This is a genomic window from Allocellulophaga tsushimaensis (genome assembly GCF_055383085.1).
The window spans coordinates 3,331,746-3,351,118 of the sequence record NZ_AP039451.1 but is presented as its reverse complement, the minus strand read 5'-3'; the positions used below and the strand labels follow the sequence as shown (position 1 = coordinate 3,351,118).

The 19,373-nt window shown below is 31.0% G+C and carries 18 protein-coding genes and 1 tRNA gene; 13 read left to right on the top strand and 6 right to left on the bottom strand.

What is annotated here, in order from left to right; translation table 11 throughout:
* Positions 1 to 26: 26 nt before the first annotated feature.
* Positions 27 to 1,928, top strand: a complete 1,902-nt coding sequence (dnaK, locus tag ACZ451_RS14545; RefSeq protein ID WP_464213646.1) for a molecular chaperone DnaK — start codon at positions 27 to 29, stop codon at positions 1,926 to 1,928.
* Positions 1,929 to 2,775: 847 nt separating this feature from the next.
* On the opposite strand, the gene ACZ451_RS14540 is transcribed toward dnaK, so the two are convergent.
* Positions 2,776 to 2,849 (bottom strand) — tRNA-Pro (locus ACZ451_RS14540).
* Between the two features lie 152 nt (positions 2,850 to 3,001).
* Between ACZ451_RS14540 and ACZ451_RS14535 the strand changes: the two genes are divergently transcribed.
* The 3 genes from ACZ451_RS14535 to ACZ451_RS14525 are packed head-to-tail and all read left to right on the top strand — an operon-like array spanning position 3,002 to position 6,371.
* On the top strand, positions 3,002 to 3,646 hold the full coding sequence (locus tag ACZ451_RS14535) for an SGNH/GDSL hydrolase family protein (RefSeq protein ID WP_464213644.1): 645 nt from the start codon (positions 3,002 to 3,004) through the stop codon (positions 3,644 to 3,646).
* Entirely contained in the window at positions 3,643 to 5,229 is a 1,587-nt protein-coding gene (locus tag ACZ451_RS14530; protein WP_464213642.1) for a family 20 glycosylhydrolase, read from the top strand. The genes ACZ451_RS14535 and ACZ451_RS14530 overlap by 4 nt, the downstream gene beginning before the upstream one ends.
* A 5-nt stretch (positions 5,230 to 5,234) precedes the next feature.
* Positions 5,235 to 6,371: a lactonase family protein gene (locus ACZ451_RS14525; protein WP_464213640.1), complete on the top strand. Its 1,137-nt coding sequence runs from the start codon at positions 5,235 to 5,237 to the stop codon at positions 6,369 to 6,371.
* Between the two features lie 79 nt (positions 6,372 to 6,450).
* On the opposite strand, the gene ACZ451_RS14520 is transcribed toward ACZ451_RS14525, so the two are convergent.
* From ACZ451_RS14520 to ruvX, 3 genes are read right to left on the bottom strand one after another with little or no spacing between them, the layout of a single operon-like run.
* Complete coding sequence (locus ACZ451_RS14520; RefSeq protein ID WP_464213638.1) at positions 6,451 to 6,900, bottom strand: DUF5606 family protein; 450 nt, start codon at positions 6,898 to 6,900, stop codon at positions 6,451 to 6,453.
* A 54-nt stretch (positions 6,901 to 6,954) separates the two neighbouring features.
* Positions 6,955 to 7,545, bottom strand: a complete 591-nt coding sequence (def, locus tag ACZ451_RS14515) for a peptide deformylase (protein WP_464213637.1) — start codon at positions 7,543 to 7,545, stop codon at positions 6,955 to 6,957.
* A 3-nt stretch (positions 7,546 to 7,548) separates the two neighbouring features.
* A complete protein-coding gene (gene ruvX / locus ACZ451_RS14510; RefSeq protein ID WP_464213635.1) occupies positions 7,549 to 7,962 on the bottom strand; it encodes a Holliday junction resolvase RuvX in 414 nt (137 codons plus the stop codon).
* A gap of 103 nt (positions 7,963 to 8,065) precedes the next feature.
* Between ruvX and ACZ451_RS14505 the strand changes: the two genes are divergently transcribed.
* From ACZ451_RS14505 to ACZ451_RS14495, 3 genes are all read left to right on the top strand, one after another.
* On the top strand, positions 8,066 to 8,881 hold the full coding sequence (locus ACZ451_RS14505; protein WP_464213633.1) for a 2,3,4,5-tetrahydropyridine-2,6-dicarboxylate N-succinyltransferase: 816 nt from the start codon (positions 8,066 to 8,068) through the stop codon (positions 8,879 to 8,881).
* A gap of 84 nt (positions 8,882 to 8,965) precedes the next feature.
* On the top strand, positions 8,966 to 10,081 hold the full coding sequence (locus ACZ451_RS14500; protein WP_464213631.1) for a glycosyltransferase family 4 protein: 1,116 nt from the start codon (positions 8,966 to 8,968) through the stop codon (positions 10,079 to 10,081).
* Positions 10,081 to 11,172 (top strand): glycosyltransferase, encoded by a 1,092-nt coding sequence (locus ACZ451_RS14495; protein WP_464213629.1) that lies wholly within the window; start codon positions 10,081 to 10,083, stop codon positions 11,170 to 11,172. The genes ACZ451_RS14500 and ACZ451_RS14495 overlap by 1 nt, the downstream gene beginning before the upstream one ends.
* Positions 11,173 to 11,176: 4 nt before the next feature.
* Here ACZ451_RS14495 and ACZ451_RS14490 read toward each other — a convergent pair whose 3' ends face one another.
* Positions 11,177 to 11,935, bottom strand: a complete 759-nt coding sequence (locus ACZ451_RS14490) for a glycosyltransferase family 2 protein (protein WP_464213627.1) — start codon at positions 11,933 to 11,935, stop codon at positions 11,177 to 11,179.
* A 205-nt stretch (positions 11,936 to 12,140) separates the two neighbouring features.
* Here ACZ451_RS14490 and ACZ451_RS14485 point away from each other — a divergent pair, with 205 nt between their 5' ends.
* The 5 genes from ACZ451_RS14485 (at position 12,141) to ACZ451_RS14465 (ending at position 17,045) form a co-directional block, all read left to right on the top strand.
* Positions 12,141 to 12,701: an L-threonylcarbamoyladenylate synthase gene (locus ACZ451_RS14485; protein ID WP_464213625.1), complete on the top strand. Its 561-nt coding sequence runs from the start codon at positions 12,141 to 12,143 to the stop codon at positions 12,699 to 12,701.
* A 1-nt stretch (position 12,702) separates the two neighbouring features.
* Entirely contained in the window at positions 12,703 to 14,127 is a 1,425-nt protein-coding gene (locus tag ACZ451_RS14480) for a CCA tRNA nucleotidyltransferase (protein ID WP_464213623.1), read from the top strand.
* 255 nt (positions 14,128 to 14,382) lie between these two features.
* The gene (locus tag ACZ451_RS14475) at positions 14,383 to 15,417 is read left to right on the top strand and encodes a COX15/CtaA family protein (protein ID WP_464213622.1); all 1,035 of its coding nucleotides are present in this window, start codon (positions 14,383 to 14,385) and stop codon (positions 15,415 to 15,417) included.
* A gap of 28 nt (positions 15,418 to 15,445) precedes the next feature.
* Positions 15,446 to 15,943, top strand: coding sequence for an IS1096 element passenger TnpR family protein (locus ACZ451_RS14470; protein ID WP_464213620.1), 498 nt, complete (start codon positions 15,446 to 15,448; stop codon positions 15,941 to 15,943).
* 43 nt (positions 15,944 to 15,986) lie between these two features.
* Positions 15,987 to 17,045: a nucleoid-associated protein gene (locus ACZ451_RS14465; protein WP_464213618.1), complete on the top strand. Its 1,059-nt coding sequence runs from the start codon at positions 15,987 to 15,989 to the stop codon at positions 17,043 to 17,045.
* Between the two features lie 176 nt (positions 17,046 to 17,221).
* On the opposite strand, the gene ACZ451_RS14460 is transcribed toward ACZ451_RS14465, so the two are convergent.
* Entirely contained in the window at positions 17,222 to 18,292 is a 1,071-nt protein-coding gene (locus ACZ451_RS14460; RefSeq protein ID WP_464213616.1) for a hypothetical protein, read from the bottom strand.
* Between the two features lie 162 nt (positions 18,293 to 18,454).
* On the opposite strand from ACZ451_RS14460, the gene ACZ451_RS14455 reads away from it, so the two are divergent.
* Positions 18,455 to 19,354, top strand: coding sequence for an ABC transporter ATP-binding protein (locus ACZ451_RS14455; RefSeq protein WP_464213614.1), 900 nt, complete (start codon positions 18,455 to 18,457; stop codon positions 19,352 to 19,354).
* The last annotated feature ends 19 nt before the right edge of the window (positions 19,355 to 19,373 follow it).

Below are 19,373 nucleotides of genomic sequence, written 5' to 3'. Positions count from 1 at the left end.
ATTCAATACAAGTAAAAAATAAGATCATGAGTAAAATAATTGGAATAGATTTAGGAACAACAAACTCTTGTGTTTCCGTAATGGAAGGTAATGAGCCTGTTGTAATTCCTAATGCAGAGGGTAAAAGAACAACACCATCTGTTATCGCTTTTGTAGAAGGAGGAGAAATTAAAGTTGGTGATCCTGCAAAAAGGCAGGCAGTAACAAATCCTAACAAAACGATATATTCTATAAAACGTTTTATGGGGAATAAATATTCTGAGTCTAGTAAAGAGGCTGGTAGAGTACCTTATAAAGTAGTTAAAGGAGATAATGACACTCCAAGAGTAGATATAGACGGACGTTTGTATTCTCCACAAGAACTTTCTGCTATGATTCTTCAGAAAATGAAGAAAACAGCAGAGGATTATTTAGGACAAGATGTAACAAGAGCCGTAATTACTGTTCCTGCATATTTTAATGATGCGCAAAGACAGGCAACTAAAGAAGCTGGTGAAATAGCAGGACTTACTGTAGAACGTATTATAAATGAGCCAACCTCTGCTTCTTTAGCATATGGTATGGATAAAAAAGATACGGATCAAAAAATCGTTGTTTTTGATTTTGGTGGAGGAACACATGATGTTTCTATCTTAGAATTAGGGGATGGTGTTTTTGAAGTATTAGCAACAGATGGTGACACACACTTAGGAGGTGATGATGTAGATCAGAAAATAATTGACTGGTTAGCAGAAGAGTTTAAGAAAGATGAAAATATGGATTTACGTGAAGATGCAATGGCATTGCAACGTTTACGTGAAGCAGCAGAAAAAGCTAAGATAGAATTATCTTCTTCTGCACAAACAGAAATTAATTTACCTTACGTTACAGCAACTGCTAGTGGTCCTAAGCATTTAGTACGCACACTTACATTAGCTAAGTTTAACCAGTTAATAGATGATTTAGTAAAAAGAACAATAGCGCCTTGTGAAACAGCATTAAAAGCAGCTGGTTTATCTAAGAGTGATATTGATGAGATCATTTTAGTAGGTGGTTCTACAAGAATACCAGCAGTACAAGAAGCTGTTGAAAAATTCTTTAATAAAAAACCTTCTAAAGGAGTTAACCCAGATGAAGTTGTAGCCGTTGGTGCAGCAATACAAGGTGGAGTGTTAACAGGAGATGTTAAAGACGTACTTTTATTAGATGTTACGCCATTATCTTTAGGTATAGAAACTATGGGAAGTGTTATGACAAAGCTTATAGAAGCAAACACTACTATCCCAACAAAAAAATCGCAGGTATTTTCTACTGCTGCTGATAATCAGCCATCTGTAGAAATCCATGTTTTACAAGGAGAGCGTCCAATGGCAGCAGATAATAAAACAATTGGTCGTTTTCATTTAGATGGAATACCACCAGCGCAGAGAGGAACGCCACAAATTGAAGTGACTTTTGATATTGATGCAAATGGTATTATCAAAGTATCAGCAACGGATAAAGCTACGAATAAAACACAGGATATTAGAATTGAAGCTTCTTCAGGATTAACAGAAGAAGAAATTCAAAAGATGAAAGCTGAAGCTGAAGCTAATGCAGAAGCAGATAAAAAAGCTAAAGAAACAGCTGATAAGCTAAACGAAGCAGATGGAATGATCTTCCAAACAGAAAAGCAATTAAAAGAGTTTGGAGATAAAATTTCTGATGCCAACAAAGCACCAGTAGAAGCTGCTTTAGAAGAATTAAAAAAAGCATATGAAACTAAAGATTTAGCACTTATTACACCAGCTTTAGAAAAAATAAATGAAGCTTGGAAAGGCGCATCAGAAGAAATGTACAAAGCACAAGCAGAACAACAAGGAGCTCCAGCTCCTGAAGGAGATGCCACTGCAGGTTCGGATGCAGAAGGTGATAATGTTGAAGATGTGGATTTTGAAGAAGTTAAATAATCTTCTTTTCAAATAAAGGCTATACTTTATTTAAACAATAAAACTTAGCCATAAATAAAAAAGGCTGTCTATAAATAGACAGCCTTTTTTATTATTGATAAACTTAAAGTCCTTTATTAGGTATTCTATTAAAAAATAGTTTGAATTAAAGATAGCTCCTCATACTTTATTTTTCAAAAAACTTTTTAATTTCATCAGCATCGAACATTCCAATTTTAGCTTTACGAAATCTAAAGGTTAATAAAGTTAAAATTAACAAGACAAAATAGGTGCAAGCCGCTATTAAGCAAAAGCATAAAAATGTTTCATGGATAAAGTTTATTTCTAAATGTTTGTATTGACTTAAATGATATATCGCTTCAAAAAACTTAAATATATAGACTAGATAAATAAGATAAAGTGCGTATTCTAAGTTTCTTATTTTAAGATCAACAGGTGAATTATTTTTTATTTTACTATAAATAGCGTGTAGATATGAAAAGTGAACTAAACTAAGAATAGGGAAAATGTATCGATCTGGTCTTAGAAAATAAAATTTATTGGAATAAATTCCATAAAAACTATAGATATCTAATATGATCAAGGCAATAGTGCTAAAACATAGCAAAAGCCATAATTGTATATTATGTACAGTCAACTTCATAAGTAGGTGTTTAGGCTTTGGGAAACCGTTCTTTAAAACGGGTACTTTTTTTATTTATTTGAAATAAGTTGTTTAATGTTGAGAAGTCCCTTAAAAGTGTTGTGAAAGATCCTAAAGATCTATTTTTGATAGTAATAAAACTTTAAAATTAACACTTATGAAATACTGAAAAAATAGATAATAGTTACCTTTTGGAAGATTTTGTCGGGGTGACAGGATTTGAACCTGCGACCACTCGACCCCCAGCCGAGTGCGCTACCGGACTGCGCTACACCCCGTAAAATATAATTTTAAGTCTGCAAATATACATCTAAGTATAAAATAAGAACCATTTATAATCAATTTTTAATCACAAAACAATACCTTTTTATAATTCATAAAGTAAATTCATAATTTTAAAACTATCTTAGGCTCTTAATTTAATAGATTTGTGAAAATAGTACTCTATTTATTATTATTCTTTTCCAGTTTTTGTTTTGCACAAGGAAATCCATTTTTTAAAGATGAAGTTAAAGCCATACAGCAAAAAAATGACAGTATTTGGGATAGCTCAAAAGAAACTATAGTTTTTACAGGGAGTTCTAGCATCCGTTTATGGAAAAATTTACAAGAAAAATTTCCGCAACATCAAATTATTAATACTGGTTTTGGGGGCTCACAAGCTATAGATTTAGAAGGTTATCTAAAGGAATTAGTTTTAAACTACAACCCTAAAAAAGTATTTATTTACGAAGGTGATAATGATATTTCAACTAAAAAAAATACTAAAAAAATAGTAGCTTGTTTTAAAAAAATTATTAAAGAAATTAAAGCATACAACCCAAGAACAAAAATTGTACTCATTTCTGTTAAACCAAGTATTGCTAGATGGGAATTAAAATCAAAATACAAAAAACTAAATAGAAAGCTGAAACAGCTTTGTAAAAAAGATATCAATTTAGCCTATGCAAATATTTGGGATATTATGTTTGATAAACAAGGTATTAAAACAAATATATTTAAGAGTGATGGGCTCCATTTAAACCATAAAGGTTATGAGCTTTGGTATAGTGTAATTAAAAATTATGTAGAATGAAAAAAACAATTCTATTACAAGTTATTATCCTTTTTTTAGGCGTTTTTGCAATTTGTTCTTGTGCCAAAAAGAAAGTTGTTCTAAAATTTCCCAAAACAAATTTATCTTCAGAGCCTATCATCCCAAAACCTGTACAAGTAATAGAAACTAATTCTGCTTTTGGTTTAGATAAAAATACTGTTATCTATACTTCTAAAACCAATATAAAGTTTAAAAAAGTTGGTCTTTTTTTAGCAAAAAAAATAAAAGAAAAAATAAATTTAGAAATTCCTGTAAATAATGCTGATTCTGATACGGTAGATCGAATTATTTACATCAATCAATCTGATAGCACAGATTTGAAAGCAAAAGAGTCGTATCAGATATATATTAATAAAGATTCTATCTTCATTAATTCTAATACTTCTGAGGGTGCCTATAGAGCTATACAAACGCTAGAGCAAATAATACCTGCTCAAAGTAATGATACGATTACAGATCATAAGATGTGGTTAGTACCAACCGGTAAAATTATAGATCGTCCTAATTTTGCCTATAGAGGAACTATGCTCGATGTTGCTCGTCATTTTTTTAGTGTAGAAGAAGTTAAAAAATATATAGATGTACTCGCCTACTATAAAATAAACATACTGCATTTACATTTATCCGATGATCAAGGTTGGCGGATTGAAATAAAATCTTGGCCTAAACTAACTGAAATTGGAGGTGCTACAGAAGTTGGCGGTAAATCTGGAGGTTTCTATACACAAGAAGAATATGCAAGTATTATTGCGTATGCAGCAGAACGTTATATTACTATAATTCCAGAAATAGATATGCCTGGGCATACCAATGCAGCATCTCTATCTTACCCTATTTTAAATGGTAATGGAAAAACACCAAAACCGTATACTGGAACAAGAGTAGGTTTTAGCACCTTAGATACTAATAAGGATATTGTTTATACATTTATAGACGATGTAGTGAGAGAAATAACCGCACTAACACCAGGCCCTTATTTTCATATTGGCGGAGATGAAAGTCATGTGACTAAGAAAAAAGATTATATCCATTTTGTAAGCAAGGTGGAAAAAATTGTACAAAAGCATGGAAAACAAATGATTGGATGGGATGAGGTTATCCAAGCTGATATAAATTCTAATACTATTGCTCAACATTGGCAAACAGAAGAAAATGCACTAAAATCTGTAAAAAAAGGTTTGAAAATAATTATGTCTCCAGCAAAAAAAGCTTATTTGGATATGAAATATGATGAGCATTCTAAATTTGGATTAACTTGGGCTGCTTACATTCCTGTAGATGTTGCATATAATTGGTCTCCAGAAACACACATAGATGGTATTACTAAAGAAAATATTTTAGGCCTAGAAGCTCCATTATGGTCCGAAACCATTTCCAATAGCGAGGAACTAGAATATTTAGCCTTTCCAAGAATTATTGGATATGCAGAATTAGGCTGGTCTATACCTGAAAATAGGAATTGGGAAGATTATAAAATTAGATTAGCAAAGCAAGCTCCTTATTTAAAACGAAAAAATATAAAATATTATCCAACAAAACTAATCAACTGGATTAAAGAATAATACATATGAAAAACTACTTAGGTCTAATTACTATACTCCTTTTATTTAGCTGTCAGACCAAAAAAAAGGAAGCAGAAAAAACTGAGTTAAAAACAAAAACAGTAAAAAAAGAATTTTCTTTTTATGTTGGAACCTATACTGGAGGAGAAAGCAAAGGAATCTATAAATACAGCATAAATGACCAAGGTGTATTAAAAAAAGATGGTTTAGCAACAACTGCAAAAAACCCTTCTTTTTTAGCACTGAGTCATGATAAAAAATATCTTCTAGCCGTAAGTGAAATTAAAAATGAATTAGGTACTGGTAACGTAGAATCGTATAAAATAACAAAAGACAGTTTAATGTTTATGAATAGTATTTCTTCTGGTGGTGCAAGTCCTTGCCATATTATCACAAATAAAAATAACAATGTATTAGTCGCTAATTATACGGGAGGAAATGTTGGTTTGTTTCATTTAAATACGGAAGGCAAGCTCACAAGTTTAGACATACAACAACATACTGGTAAAGGGACAACCAGCAGACAAGAAGCACCACATGCCCATTCGACATGGTTTAGTCCAAATAAAGAAAATGAGGTAATTGCTCTTGATTTAGGGACAAATGAATTATGGTTTTCTACCATCACTGAACAAAAATTGAAACCTTCTGCACCACAAAAATTGGCTATGGCAGATGGTGCAGGGCCACGCCATATGGTATTTAATCCTATAAAACCAGAATTTGCATATGTTTTAAATGAATTGGATGGTACCATTACTGGCATTAAGAAACAAGAGGATCATAGTTATAAAATCACTACAACTATTTCTACTTTACCAAAAGATTTTACAGAATTTAACAAATGTGCAGACATTCATATGTCTAATGATGGTGCATTTCTGTATGCTTCTAATAGAGGACATAATAGCATTGCAATTTTTAAAGTAAATAGTGATGCCTCTTTAACTGCTATAGGCCATGAATCGGTACGTGGAGAAACACCAAGAAATTTTGCTTTATCGCCTGATAATAAATTCTTATTAGTAGCTAATCAGAATTCTAATACGATTATTAGTTTTAAACGTAATACAGAAACGGGTCTACTAACTTTTGTGTCTGAAATAGCTGCTCCAAAACCTGTATGTATTTTATTTGAGTAATACTTTTTACACTATGGTTTATCAATACAAAAGCCATCATATTATGATGGCTTTTGTATTGATACTTAAAAGAAACTTCTTATTCTTTTTCGGAAGAAGCTTCTTCTTTTTCTTGACTTTTTGTAGCATCTTCTTCCGGTTCAGAAAAATCTACTTCATTATTTTCAACTAGTATATTATACCATTGAATTACTTTTTTAATATCACTAGCATAAACCCTATCTTCATCATAATTAGGTAAAACTTCAAAGAAATATTCTTCTAATTTTAATTTGTCATCTTTATGACTGATAGCGGTTTTTTTACCTTCTTCTTTTTCTTGGATCTTTAAAAAAACTTCTCTTAACGGTACTTCCTCTTCTAGAGTATATATAGCTATTTCAGAAAGCACACTAACATTACTTCTAAAATTAACTGTTATTTTTTTTCCATCAGCAAGTGCTTCAGCTACAAAACCTCCACGAGTTTGGGTTACTAAACGATATAAACCTGGTTTCCCTCCAATGGATAAAATTTTATCTAAACTCATCTTTTTCCTATTTTTTGGCAAATATTACACTTTTCTATTAATAAAAAAATCTATTTAACGCCCTTTTTTTACATCTGGAAAACGCATTCTATAATCAACTCGTATCTTTCCTTTAGAAATATTCCCTAATCTGCCTTTTAACAGTCGTTTTTTTAGAGAAGATAATTTATCTGTAAAAAGAATTCCTTCAATATGATCGTATTCATGCTGAATTACTCTAGCCAGAAGTCCGCCATAAGTCTCTGTTTGCTTTTTAAATTTTTCATCTAAATAGGAGATTTTTATCGTTTCTTTTCTAGAAACATCTTCACGTACATCAGGAATACTGAGGCAACCTTCATTAAAAGTCCATTCGTTTCCTGTTTCTTCTTCTATAATTGGGTTGATAAAAACCTTTTTAAAACCATCTAAAGCTTTTTGTTCTTCTTTAGTTAAACTGTCATCATCAGCAAATGGTGTGGTGTCAACTAAAAATAAACGAATTGGTAAGCCGATCTGTGGAGCAGCTAACCCTACACCGCTAGCATTATACATGGTTTCCCACATATTAACAACCAATGCATCTATTTTTGGGTAATTTTCATCGATATCATTGCATTTTTTTCTAAGAACTGGATCTCCGTATGCTGTAATTGGTAATATCATAAATTATTTAATTCTATTTAAATAAGACTGTAAAATTAATGTTGCACTAATTTCATCTACTAATGCTTTATTTTGTCTTTGCTTCTTTTTTAAACCTCCATCAATCATGCTTTGAAAAGCCATTTTAGAGGTGAAACGTTCATCTTCCCTTTCAATAGGAATAGCCGGGAAAGTTTTAGAAAGCTTAACTAAAAATGGAGTTATAAGGACCTCAGATTCTGATGCATTATAATTCATTTGTTTTGGCTCACCAACTACAATACGTTCTACAGACTCTGATTGCACATAATCTTTTAAAAAATGTAAAAGCTCTTTAGTGGCTATAGTAGTAAGCCCAGACGCAATGATTTGCAACTCGTCTGTTACTGCTATTCCAGTACGAACTTTACCATAATCTAACGCAATAACTCTAGCCATTTAAAGACATTTTTTGCAAAAATAAAGCATATTATGTTATAAGTATAAATTAGAACAATTAATTAACGTATACCTCTTATCTTTGTCAAAATTTTTTATTAAAATGACTGAGTTAAGAGAACAAATAGAAAAAGCTTGGGATAACCGAGATTTATTAAAAGAAGAAGAAACACAAACAGCCATACGTACTGTTATTGGTCTTATTGACGACGGAAAATTACGTTGTGCTGAGCCAAATGGTGACGATTGGCAAATAAATGAATGGGTAAAAAAAGCGGTAGTATTGTATTTCCCTATTCAAAAAATGGAAACTTTAGAAGCTGGTATTTTTGAGTATCATGATAAAATGCCTTTAAAAAGAGGATACAAAGAAAAGGGGATTCGTGTAGTGCCAAATGCTGTTGCAAGACATGGCGCTTATATCTCTCCTGGTACTATTTTAATGCCTAGTTATGTAAATATTGGTGCCTATGTAGATGAAGGCACTATGGTAGATACTTGGGCTACTGTGGGGAGTTGTGCACAAATAGGAAAAAATGTTCACCTTAGTGGTGGTGTAGGTATTGGTGGGGTTTTAGAACCCTTACAGGCATCTCCTGTAATTATAGAAGATGGTGCTTTTATAGGCTCTAGATGTATTGTAGTGGAAGGTGTTAGAGTTGGTAAAGAAGCAGTTTTAGGTGCTAATGTAGTCCTTACTATGAGTACTAAAATTATAGATGTTACTGGTGATACTCCTGTTGAACGTAAAGGTTATGTTCCACCACGTTCTGTAGTAATTCCAGGAAGCTATACTAAAAAATTTGCTGCAGGAGAATATAGCGTACCCTGCGCATTAATTATTGGAGTGCGTAAAGAAAGTACCAATAAGAAAACCTCATTAAATGATGCACTTAGAGAATATGATGTAGCGGTATAAATTTTCAAGAAAGAAAATACAAATACAAATACTTTATTTAAAAACAGTAATTTTGAAATTGAATTAAGTTTTTGTAAAGCACAAATGAAAATAGGTTTTGAGGCTAAAAGAGTTTACCATAACACTACCGGATTGGGAAATTATGGACGAGATCTAATCCGATCTCTAAGCTCCTTTTATCCTCAAAACTTTTATTTTTTATACCATCCTAAAAAACGTACCCCTGCCCTATTTACTTCTGATCAAGAAAATATTATAGAAAAATTACCCTCCACTAATTACTATAAAAAATTTAAAAATTATTGGCGACAAAAGGCTATCGTTAAAGATTTAGTTAAAGACAATATTAGCCTATACCATGGTTTATCTGGAGAGCTACCTTCTGGTCTAAAAAAACAACATATAAAAAGTGTTGTCACCATCCACGATCTCATATTTATGAGATACCCAAAACTATACTCCTTTTTTGATCGGAAAATACATTTTTTAAAGTTTAAAAAAGCAGCTCAAAATGCCGATGTTATTGTTGCCATAAGTGAACAGACCAAAACAGATATCATTCAGTTTTTAAATATTGAAGAAGGTAAAATAAAAGTAGTCTATCAAACATGTCATAGTGCTTTTAAAAAAAAATACACCTCAGAGGAAAAAAATGAAGTTAAAAACAAGTATAACTTACCTCATACTTTCCTCTTAAATGTAGGCACCCTAGAAGAAAGAAAAAATGCATTATCAATAGTAAAAGCTATAAAGGATATCGACACTACGCTTGTTTTAATAGGAAAAGAAACAGCATATAGCAAAACCATTAGAGCCTATATTAACAATCATCACTTAAACGAAAAAGTATTATTTTTAAATAATGTTTCCATCAAAGATTTAGCAATTGTATATCAATTAGCACATCTTTTTGTATATCCTTCTATTTTTGAAGGCTTTGGAATTCCTATTATTGAAGCTTTGTACTCTAAAACACCTGTTATTACTAGTAATAGTGGTGTGTTCCCTGAAGCTGGAGGTCCAGATTCTTTATATATTGACCCACATAATAGCCAAGAATTGAAAGAAAAAATTGAATTGCTTTTAGATGATACTAAATTATGTGCTAAAATGGCAAACAAAGGCGCTCTTTATGCCGAAAAATTCTCTGAACAACAACAGGCAGATGACATCATTAATATCTATAAATCGTTATTATAATGGCTACAATCTGTTTTTTTAATAGCATAAAATTTTGGGGTGGTGGTGAAAAATTACAATTAGAAAATGCTATTGAATTCAAAAGAAATAAACATGATACTATTATAGCATGTGACCGAAATTCTCCATTACAAGAAAAATCTGAAAAAGAAAACATACCTACTTTTCATATTTCTGCTGGAAATTTATCCTTTCTAAACCCCGTAAAAATATACAAACTCTATAAATTCTACACATCTCAAAAAATAGACACTGTAGTTTTTACTGCATCTCAAGATCTAAAATTAGGAAGCATCTCCGCAAAATTAGCCAAGGTAAAAAATATAGTGTATCAAAGAGGTCTCGCTGTACCTATAAAAGCAAGTCTAATTAATAAGTTCATTTTTAAATCTTGTTTAACACATATTATTGCCAATTCACAAGAAACAAAACGCAGTATTTTAAGGCATTTAAAGGCGACTATAAATGCCGATAAAATTAAAATTATATATCATGGGATTGATTTTAAAAATATAAATAACTCGCAGTCAACTTTAAATGAAATTAAGTCAAAAGGACATGGTATTATTTTAGGAAATGCTGGTAGGCTAACAGCACAGAAAGGGCAAAAATATTTAATTGATATTGCTTCAAAATTAAAAAAAGAAGGAATAGACTTTACATTATTTATTGCTGGAGATGGTGAAAAAAAGGAAGAATTAGAACAACTCATAAAAAATCATAAATTAGAAAACGATGTTATTTTGTTGGGTTTTGTAGCAAATGTTACCGCTTTTATGAACTCCATAGATATTTTCCTTCTCAGTTCTGTTTGGGAAGGTTTTGGATTTGTTATTGTGGAAGCGATGGCCAGTAAGAAACCAGTCATAGCATTCGATATTTCTAGTAATCCTGAAATCATAGAAGCTGGAAAAACTGGGTTTTTGGTAAATTATCCAGATACTGACATGTTTGTGGCTAAAACAAAGCAATTGATTCTTGACAGTGCATTACGGAATAAAATGGGCGAACAAGGTGCTAAAAGTGCATTAGAAAAATTTGAAATTAAAGATAGAATTTCCGAGTTTGAAAATTACCTTTTTAAAAAATAAGCATTTAATTACTTTTTAATGCATATAATTCATTTGTTTTTATACACTTTGTATAAGTATAAAATGCTGATAAATACGACCAGTGAAAACCAGCTTTTCCATTTAAAAAATTACCTTCTAAAATATACCGCTTAAAAAACTCAAATGTAGTTTTTAAAAGTATTTCAACAATGCTATAACGTTTATTTTTTAGTGCTTTACCTTCTGCATATAATTGTGTGTACTGATTAAATTTAGAAATATAGTTTTCCAAAGAATCATAACTATAATGAAGAAAATAATTCTTTAAATGATGTACAGTGCCTTTTACAACAACTCTTTCGTGTACTTTACTGGTATCAAAACCTCCTCTTTCTCTATTGAATAAACGTAAAATAGAATACCTACTTTCTTTTCCGTAATTGAAAATTTTATCTAAAAAAACATGCTTACGTTTTATAAAATAGCCATCGGCCGAAGGACTTTGTAAAACTGTTTTTATTTCTTCAATTAAAGCATCAGACAATATTTCGTCTGCATCTAAAGACAACACCCAATTATGAGAGGTTTGTTTTACTGCGTACTGTTTTTGTTCACCAAATCCGTCAAAATCTTTATGAAATATTTTAGCATTATTATACTTCTTACAGATTTCTAAAGTACGATCTGTACTACCAGAATCTACAATAACTATTTCATCTGCCCACGAAATTTTATGCAAGCATTTTGCTATAATTTTCTCTTCGTTAAAGGTGATGATAAAAACAGATAATTTTTCACTCATAATTGATTACAAGACATAGGATACTATTTAGAGGCAAATTACGGGATAATTCTATTCATTTATATATAATTTAAAGCACTTTGTAGCAAATAGCTGTAATAGAAGCATAAAAATGACTTAATTAAGCTATAGATTTTAAAAAATTGAAAAACTGGTTGAAAGAAAACCCATATTTTTGCAAACTGAATAATTAGACTTAAAAAGCATGCAAGAGGAAATTAAAAAATGTATTGAAATTCTTTCTAATGGCGGGCTTATTCTATATCCAACAGATACCGTTTGGGGTATTGGCTGCGATGCTACAAATGAGGAAGCTGTTAAAAAGGTGTATGCTTTAAAAAAAAGGGAGGATAGCAAAGCATTAATATGTATGGTTGCAAATGATTTTATGTTAGAAAAACATATCGAAAACGTTCCGGAAGTTGCTTTTGATATTATAGATTTAGCCACAAAACCAACTACAATAGTTTATGACAAACCTATTGGAGTTGCTAAAAACTTAATTGCTAATGATAACACTTTAGCCATACGTATTGCATCAGATAAATTTTGTCAATATCTAATTTCTAATTACAAAAAACCCATTGTTTCTACTTCAGCAAATATTGCGGGCCAACCAACTCCACAATCTTTTAAAGAAATTAGTGAAGCAATTTTAACAGGTGTTGACTATGTGGTAAATTTGAATCGTGAAAAACAAGGGGGTACACCTTCATCTATCATTAAACTTGGAAATGATGGAATTGTAAAAATTATCAGAACCTAGTATGACGCAACAGAACCATAAAAAAGCGCTATCAAATCCAATTTTTTCTAGTATTACAGAAGCATCTGAAATATTAAATATAGAATGTTATGTTATTGGTGGTTTTGTACGCGACTATTTATTACAACGGGGTGATGCAAAAGATATAGATATTGTAGCTGTTGGAAGTGGTATTGCTTTAGCTAAAAAAGTAGCCGAGTTACTTTCTGGAAAACCTGAGGTTTCCGTTTTTAAAAATTTTGGTACCGCAATGCTGAAGCATCATGGTATTGAAATAGAATTTGTTGGTGCAAGAAAAGAAAGCTACCATAGAAATAGCAGAAAACCTGTTGTTGAAGATGGTACATTAGATGATGACCAAAAGCGAAGAGATTTTACTATAAATGCGCTCGCTATTTCTTTAAACAAATCTAATTATGGAGACTTACTAGATCCTTTTAATGGCCTTAAAGATCTAGAAAACAGAATTATAAAAACACCTTTAGCGCCTGGTATTACGTATTCTGACGATCCATTACGAATGATGCGAGCTATCCGTTTTGCTACACAACTAAATTTTATCATACAAAAAGAATCTTTAGAAGCCATTACGCATCATAAGGATAGAATTAAAATAATTTCTAAAGAACGTATTGTAGATGAATTGCATAAAATATTAGCCAGTAAAAAACCTTCTTTAGGCTTTTCTTTATTACATAAAACACAGCTTTTAAATTATATACTTCCAGAGCTCACTGCCTTGCAAGGAATAGAAGAAAAAGAAGGTCAGAAACATAAAGATAACTTTTGGCACACTCTAGAAGTTGTAGACAATATCTCAGAACATACTGATAACGTTTGGCTACGATGGGCAGCATTATTGCACGATATTGGGAAAGCACCTACGAAACGTTTTGATAAAAAAATAGGTTGGACGTTTCATGCTCATGAATTTGTAGGCTCTAAAATGGTATATAAACTTTTTAAACGTTTGCGTATGCCATTAAATGATAAAATGAAATACGTGCAGAAAATGGTTTTGATGAGTTCTAGACCGCAGGTCTTGTCCGAGGAGTTTGCAACAGATTCAGCAGTAAGAAGACTTGTTTTTGACGCTGGTGAACATGTAGATGATTTAATGACTTTATGTGAAGCAGATATTACTACAAAAAATAACAGTAAACGGAAACGTTATATCAACAACTTCAAAAATGTTCGGCGAAAAATTGTAGAAGTAGAAGAAAGAGATCATGTCCGTAATTTTCAACCACCAGTTACAGGAGAAGAAATCATGGAAACTTTTAATCTAAAACCTTCTAGAGAAATTGGAATGATCAAAGATGCTATTAAAGAAGCTATTCTAGATGGTAAAATACCTAACGAATACGAAGCTGCTAAAAATTTTATGTTAGAGAAAGGCGCTTCTTTAGGGTTAAAAACAAACTAAATAATATCCAAAATTCTGACATTTAAACACACCAACTCAACTTTAAATCATTCTTTTTAGTGATAGAATAAAAAAACTATTATTTATAGATTCTTTATTAGCATTACAAATTAAGTTTCAGTGCCTAATACACTTACTTTTTCATAAAAGAATAGTAATTTTGTAAGGCAAAGAACCTCAGGACACGTCTACGAGGTATTTGTAAGGAAATAAAAAATATAGGGGTAAATCTCGATTATCGAGTAAAAAGACCACATGCAAAAACGCTTTAGGAGAGTAGCAAAAATAGCTTTATTTATTGTATATCTGGTTGTTATTGCTGGTGCAATAGTTCGGATGACTGGCAGTGGAATGGGCTGCCCGGACTGGCCTAAATGTTTTGGATATTATGTACCTCCTACAAACATAGATGCTTTGCTTTGGAAGCCGAATAAAGACTTTAAAAAAGGGCAAATTATTATTGTTAATGAAGCTTTAAAGGTAGCTACAGAAAATTTCACAACGGCGGATAAATTCAATCCTAAAAATTGGAAAGATTATACCAAACATGATTACGCGTTATTTAATCCAATTAGAACATGGATTGAATATATTAACCGGCTAGTAACAGTTATTTTAGGAATCCCTATTTTAATAATGCTTATCCTATCTTTTTTCTTAAGAAAAGAAAATAAAAAAATAACCATATTTTCTTGCCTCACGCTATTTGTAATTCTAATTCAGGCCGTTTTAGGGAAACTTGTGGTAGATACAAATTTAAAACCTGTAATGATCACTATTCATATGATGATCACTTTTATTATTATTGGGTTGTTGTTATACTTAATATTCATTTCTGCAGATAAAAAACAAAAAATAACTTTTGATAGCATTACAAAAAATGTACTTCTTATAGGGATAACATTAACATTTATTCAAGTTTTTATTGGAACTCAAGTACGCCAATTTGTAGACCTACAAGTAATAGCTCTGGGAGAAAATGCACATCATTTATGGTTAAAAGACCCCACAATACAATTCTATATTCATCGTTCATTTTCGATTTTAGTAGTCCTTTTAAATACATATTTAGCATTTCGCATTTATAAACTCAATTTGGGTTTAAAAAAAATAAATTGGGTTTTACTGCTTATTGCTGTTGAAATACTTTCTGGTATTGCTATGTATTATATTGATTTTCCATTTGGCACACAACCTTTACACTTAGTAATTGCCTCTCTCCTATTTGGCGCACAATTCTATTTGGTTTTAGAAGTATTAAAAGCTGCTAAAAATCACAAAACTTTGTAACTTTGCTTTCCCATAAAATCTAAATATTATGATTTATAAAATTAGAATCATCTTAGATGCAGAAGAAGATATCTTTAGAGATATAGAAATTGAGGCGGGTAATACTCTTGAAGACTTTCATAATGCAATAACACAAGCTTTTGGTTTTTTAGGCAATGAAATGGCTTCTTTTTATACTTGTGATGAAGAATGGAATCAGGATCAAGAGATAGCTTTATATGATATGAGTGAAAATGGTGCAGATATTCGTCTTATGAACGAAACTTTTTTAGAAGATACGCTCACAAAAAACAACCCTAAACTTATTTACGTTTACGATTTTTTAAGCATGTGGACTTTTTTTGTAGAACTTGCTGATATTGTTGAAAAAGAGGATGGAAGAGCCTACCCTAATATTTTGTTTAGTTTTGGAGAATTACCAGATGCGCCACCAGAGAAAAAATTTGAAGCAGAGCAAAACGCTCTAGATTTAGATGATTCTTTTGAAAGTTATGAAGATTTAGATTTTGATGAAAATTGGAATTAAAATTTATACGATATAAAAGCTTTTTTACCCATTAAAATAAACTATGATCAACCTATACGCTACCCAAATTGAGACTATTTCTATACATAGAGTTGGAAATAAAAATAAAGGCGAAGCCATTTTCTTATCAGAAGGTTCACATGCATTAAATGATGAAACAACTGGATTATTAAAAGAGTATTTCTTTAAACCATTTAGAGAAAAAGAAGAAAATTATTTTCGTTTTTCTAATGAAGTAGATGTTGAATTTAATGAACTATATAAAATAGCAACAGCTATTTTTTCAGATGCTGATAGTTTACATGCAAATTCTAAAAAAATAGCATCTCATTTATATGAACAATCAAATCATCCTCACATAAAAAGTGGAGAAGTTTATATTGCCTACTTAAGCAATGTATTGTTAGATAATAACAAAGTAAATGCTATTGGGATATTTAAGAGTGAGCTAAAGCACGATTTTATTCAGTTTGAAGAAAATGGAAGTAATTTAGATATTGTAATTCAACAAGGAATTAATATTAATAAACTAGACAAAGGTTGTATTATTTTTAATAGTGACAAAGAGGAAGGTTATAAAATATTATCGGTAGATAGCAACCGTTATGATACCAAATACTGGTTAGAAAACTTTTTAGATGTAAGCGTTTTATCTGATGATAATTTTAAAACGAAAAGTTACTTAAAGTTTTGTCAGGAATTTGCTAAAGATGTTGTTTTACCTGCTGAAGATAAACAACAAGAAGTATTATTTATGAACCGGGCCGTAAATCATTTTGCAAAGAATGATGCTTTTGAAGAAACCAACTTCTTAAACGAAGTAATGGAAAACCCAGAATTAATCCCAGAATTTAAGCATTATAAAGTAGAAAAAGGACCTAAATATAGTGTTGAGGATGTTTCTAATTTTGATATCGCAAACAAAGCTGTTTCTGAAGCAAGAAAAAAGATTAAGAATGTCATTAATCTAGATACAAACATCCAAATTAAAATGGATTTTATAAATCCTGAGTCTGCTGAAAAATTTGTAGAAAAAGGTTGGGATGAAGAAAAACAGATGTACTACTATCTGGTTTATTTTAATAAAGAGCAAAAGTCTTAGTTAGTTGTTAGTTGTTAGTTGTTAGTTGTTAGTTGTTAGTTGTTAGTTGTTAGTTGAAATTTATTTTTTCTAAACTATTAAACAACTAAACTTATAAACCAGCGCAGCGTATAAACTTATAAACTCTTACAGCAAATAAACTTTTTTCGTAAACATAGTAACACAATATCAGTATCTTATTCTGTGTAGATAAGACCAGTTCCTACATGATCATAATTACGCATCACAAAATCTAACGCTAAATTTAAAACTTCTCCCATAGTTTTCGATTTTTTGAATTTAGGGTCTAATGTTAATTCATAAATTTGATTCGCTAATAATGAGATGTTTTCTGGTGTTGAAATAGTATCTGTTAAAGAAACTTTTAATAATTTTTTAATTCTATTTCCCGAGCTTTTAATGCGCTTAGCAACAATAGAGCGTTCTTCTAACTTATACTGATCTACTGATTTTTTTTGCAATTTAGAGCGTACCAATTCTACCATTTGATAGTTTTCTTTAAAAAACTGCGGCCGATACACTTTTAATTTTCCTTCAAAACATTGCTGATCAAAATCTATAGGCCTTATTTTGTAAACAACATGATCAAAATCATGTGTTGGTACAATAACATAATTATAAGAACGCATATCGCCTAAAAGACGAATCATACATCGCTCATTAAACTTTACAAACTCTTTTGATAATTGCGCTTTTTCTGCTTCTGGGCACTTAGGCAATATTTCTTTAATAAATACATCTCCGGGGATACCGGCAATATGCTCCTCTATCAATGTATTTTTATACACCAAAAAGTTAAGATTATATGGAGAGAGCATATGTTCTAATTCTAAACCATAAATTCTAGAAGCATCTGTTTTTTTAACATAGAAATAGGTAAAATTATCATTTAGTATATTTCTAACTTTTATTCTAAAAGGCTTAGAGTTTCCAAAAGTGCAATAATCAACTGCATCAACACTCAAATACTGAAAAATATCACTACCACCATCAGAATGCAAAATAGAATATACTTTTTTAAGGCTAAAATCGATTTCTTTACGGTCATATTCTGAATAATATACTCTTACCCATAAACTATCCTCATCATTAGAATCATATACCACTACAGAACCAGAAAAACGCAATAAATCTTCATAAAAGATAGGAATTTCAATTAACCTATTATAATCTCTTAAGTAAGCATCTAACTGCTTATTTACGGGGTAAGCAGGTTTTTTTTTAGACATTAAGCGTTCCTCAGACATGAAATCTATAATTTACAGTTTTAAAGGTACAAATTCATTCTTGAGAATCTAAAGAAGAATTGAAGAGAAATTCAGGATTACTAAAAGTAATACTATATTTTGTAACAAAAGTAGTTCTGAATCGTCATACAAGAATACAACAATTTAAAAACCAATTCAATTTTGCAAACAATACTCACAGTAAACAATCTTACCAAAAAGTATGGCCCACTTGTAGCAGTAAGCGATCTGTCTTTTACTATAGAAAAAGGGAATGTATACGGCATTTTAGGACCTAATGGAAGCGGGAAATCTACAACGCTTGGCATTGTATTAAACGTAGTAAATAAAACGCTAGGAAACTTTAATTGGTTTGATGGTACTTCGTCAACTCATGAGGCATTAAAAAAAGTGGGCGCAATTATAGAGCGACCAAATTTTTACCCTTACATGACTGCAATACAAAATCTAAAATTAGTCTGTAAAATAAAAGAAGTTAGCGAAGCTAAAGTTGAGGAAAAATTAGAATTAGTAGGACTTTTAGATCGTAAACATAGTAAGTTTAGAACCTATTCCTTAGGGATGAAACAGCGTTTAGCCATAGCTTCTGCACTACTTAACGATCCTGAAATATTAATCTTAGATGAGCCTACTAATGGTTTAGACCCACAGGGAATTCATCAAATTCGAGAAATTATAAAAAAAATTGCAAGTCAAGGTACAACTATATTGTTAGCATCACATTTATTAGATGAAGTAGAAAAAGTATGTAGTCATGTGGTAATTCTTAGAAAAGGTAAAAAACTATACTCAGGTAGAGTAGATAACATGCTTGCTAGTCATGGTTTTTTTGAGCTTCGTGCAAAAAATGAAGACGCATTGGTGAATTATCTTAAAACGAATACAAGTTTTGGTGCAATTGAACAACAGGATGGTTTAGTAACAGCCTATTTAAAAGAAGATTTAAATGCTGAAGAACTCAATACAATCCTTTTTGAAAAAGGAATTGTATTATCACAACTTGTTAAAAGAAAAGAAAGTTTAGAAGAACAGTTCTTAACCTTAACCAAAAACGCTCAATAAAAAGCAATCAACAACCAAA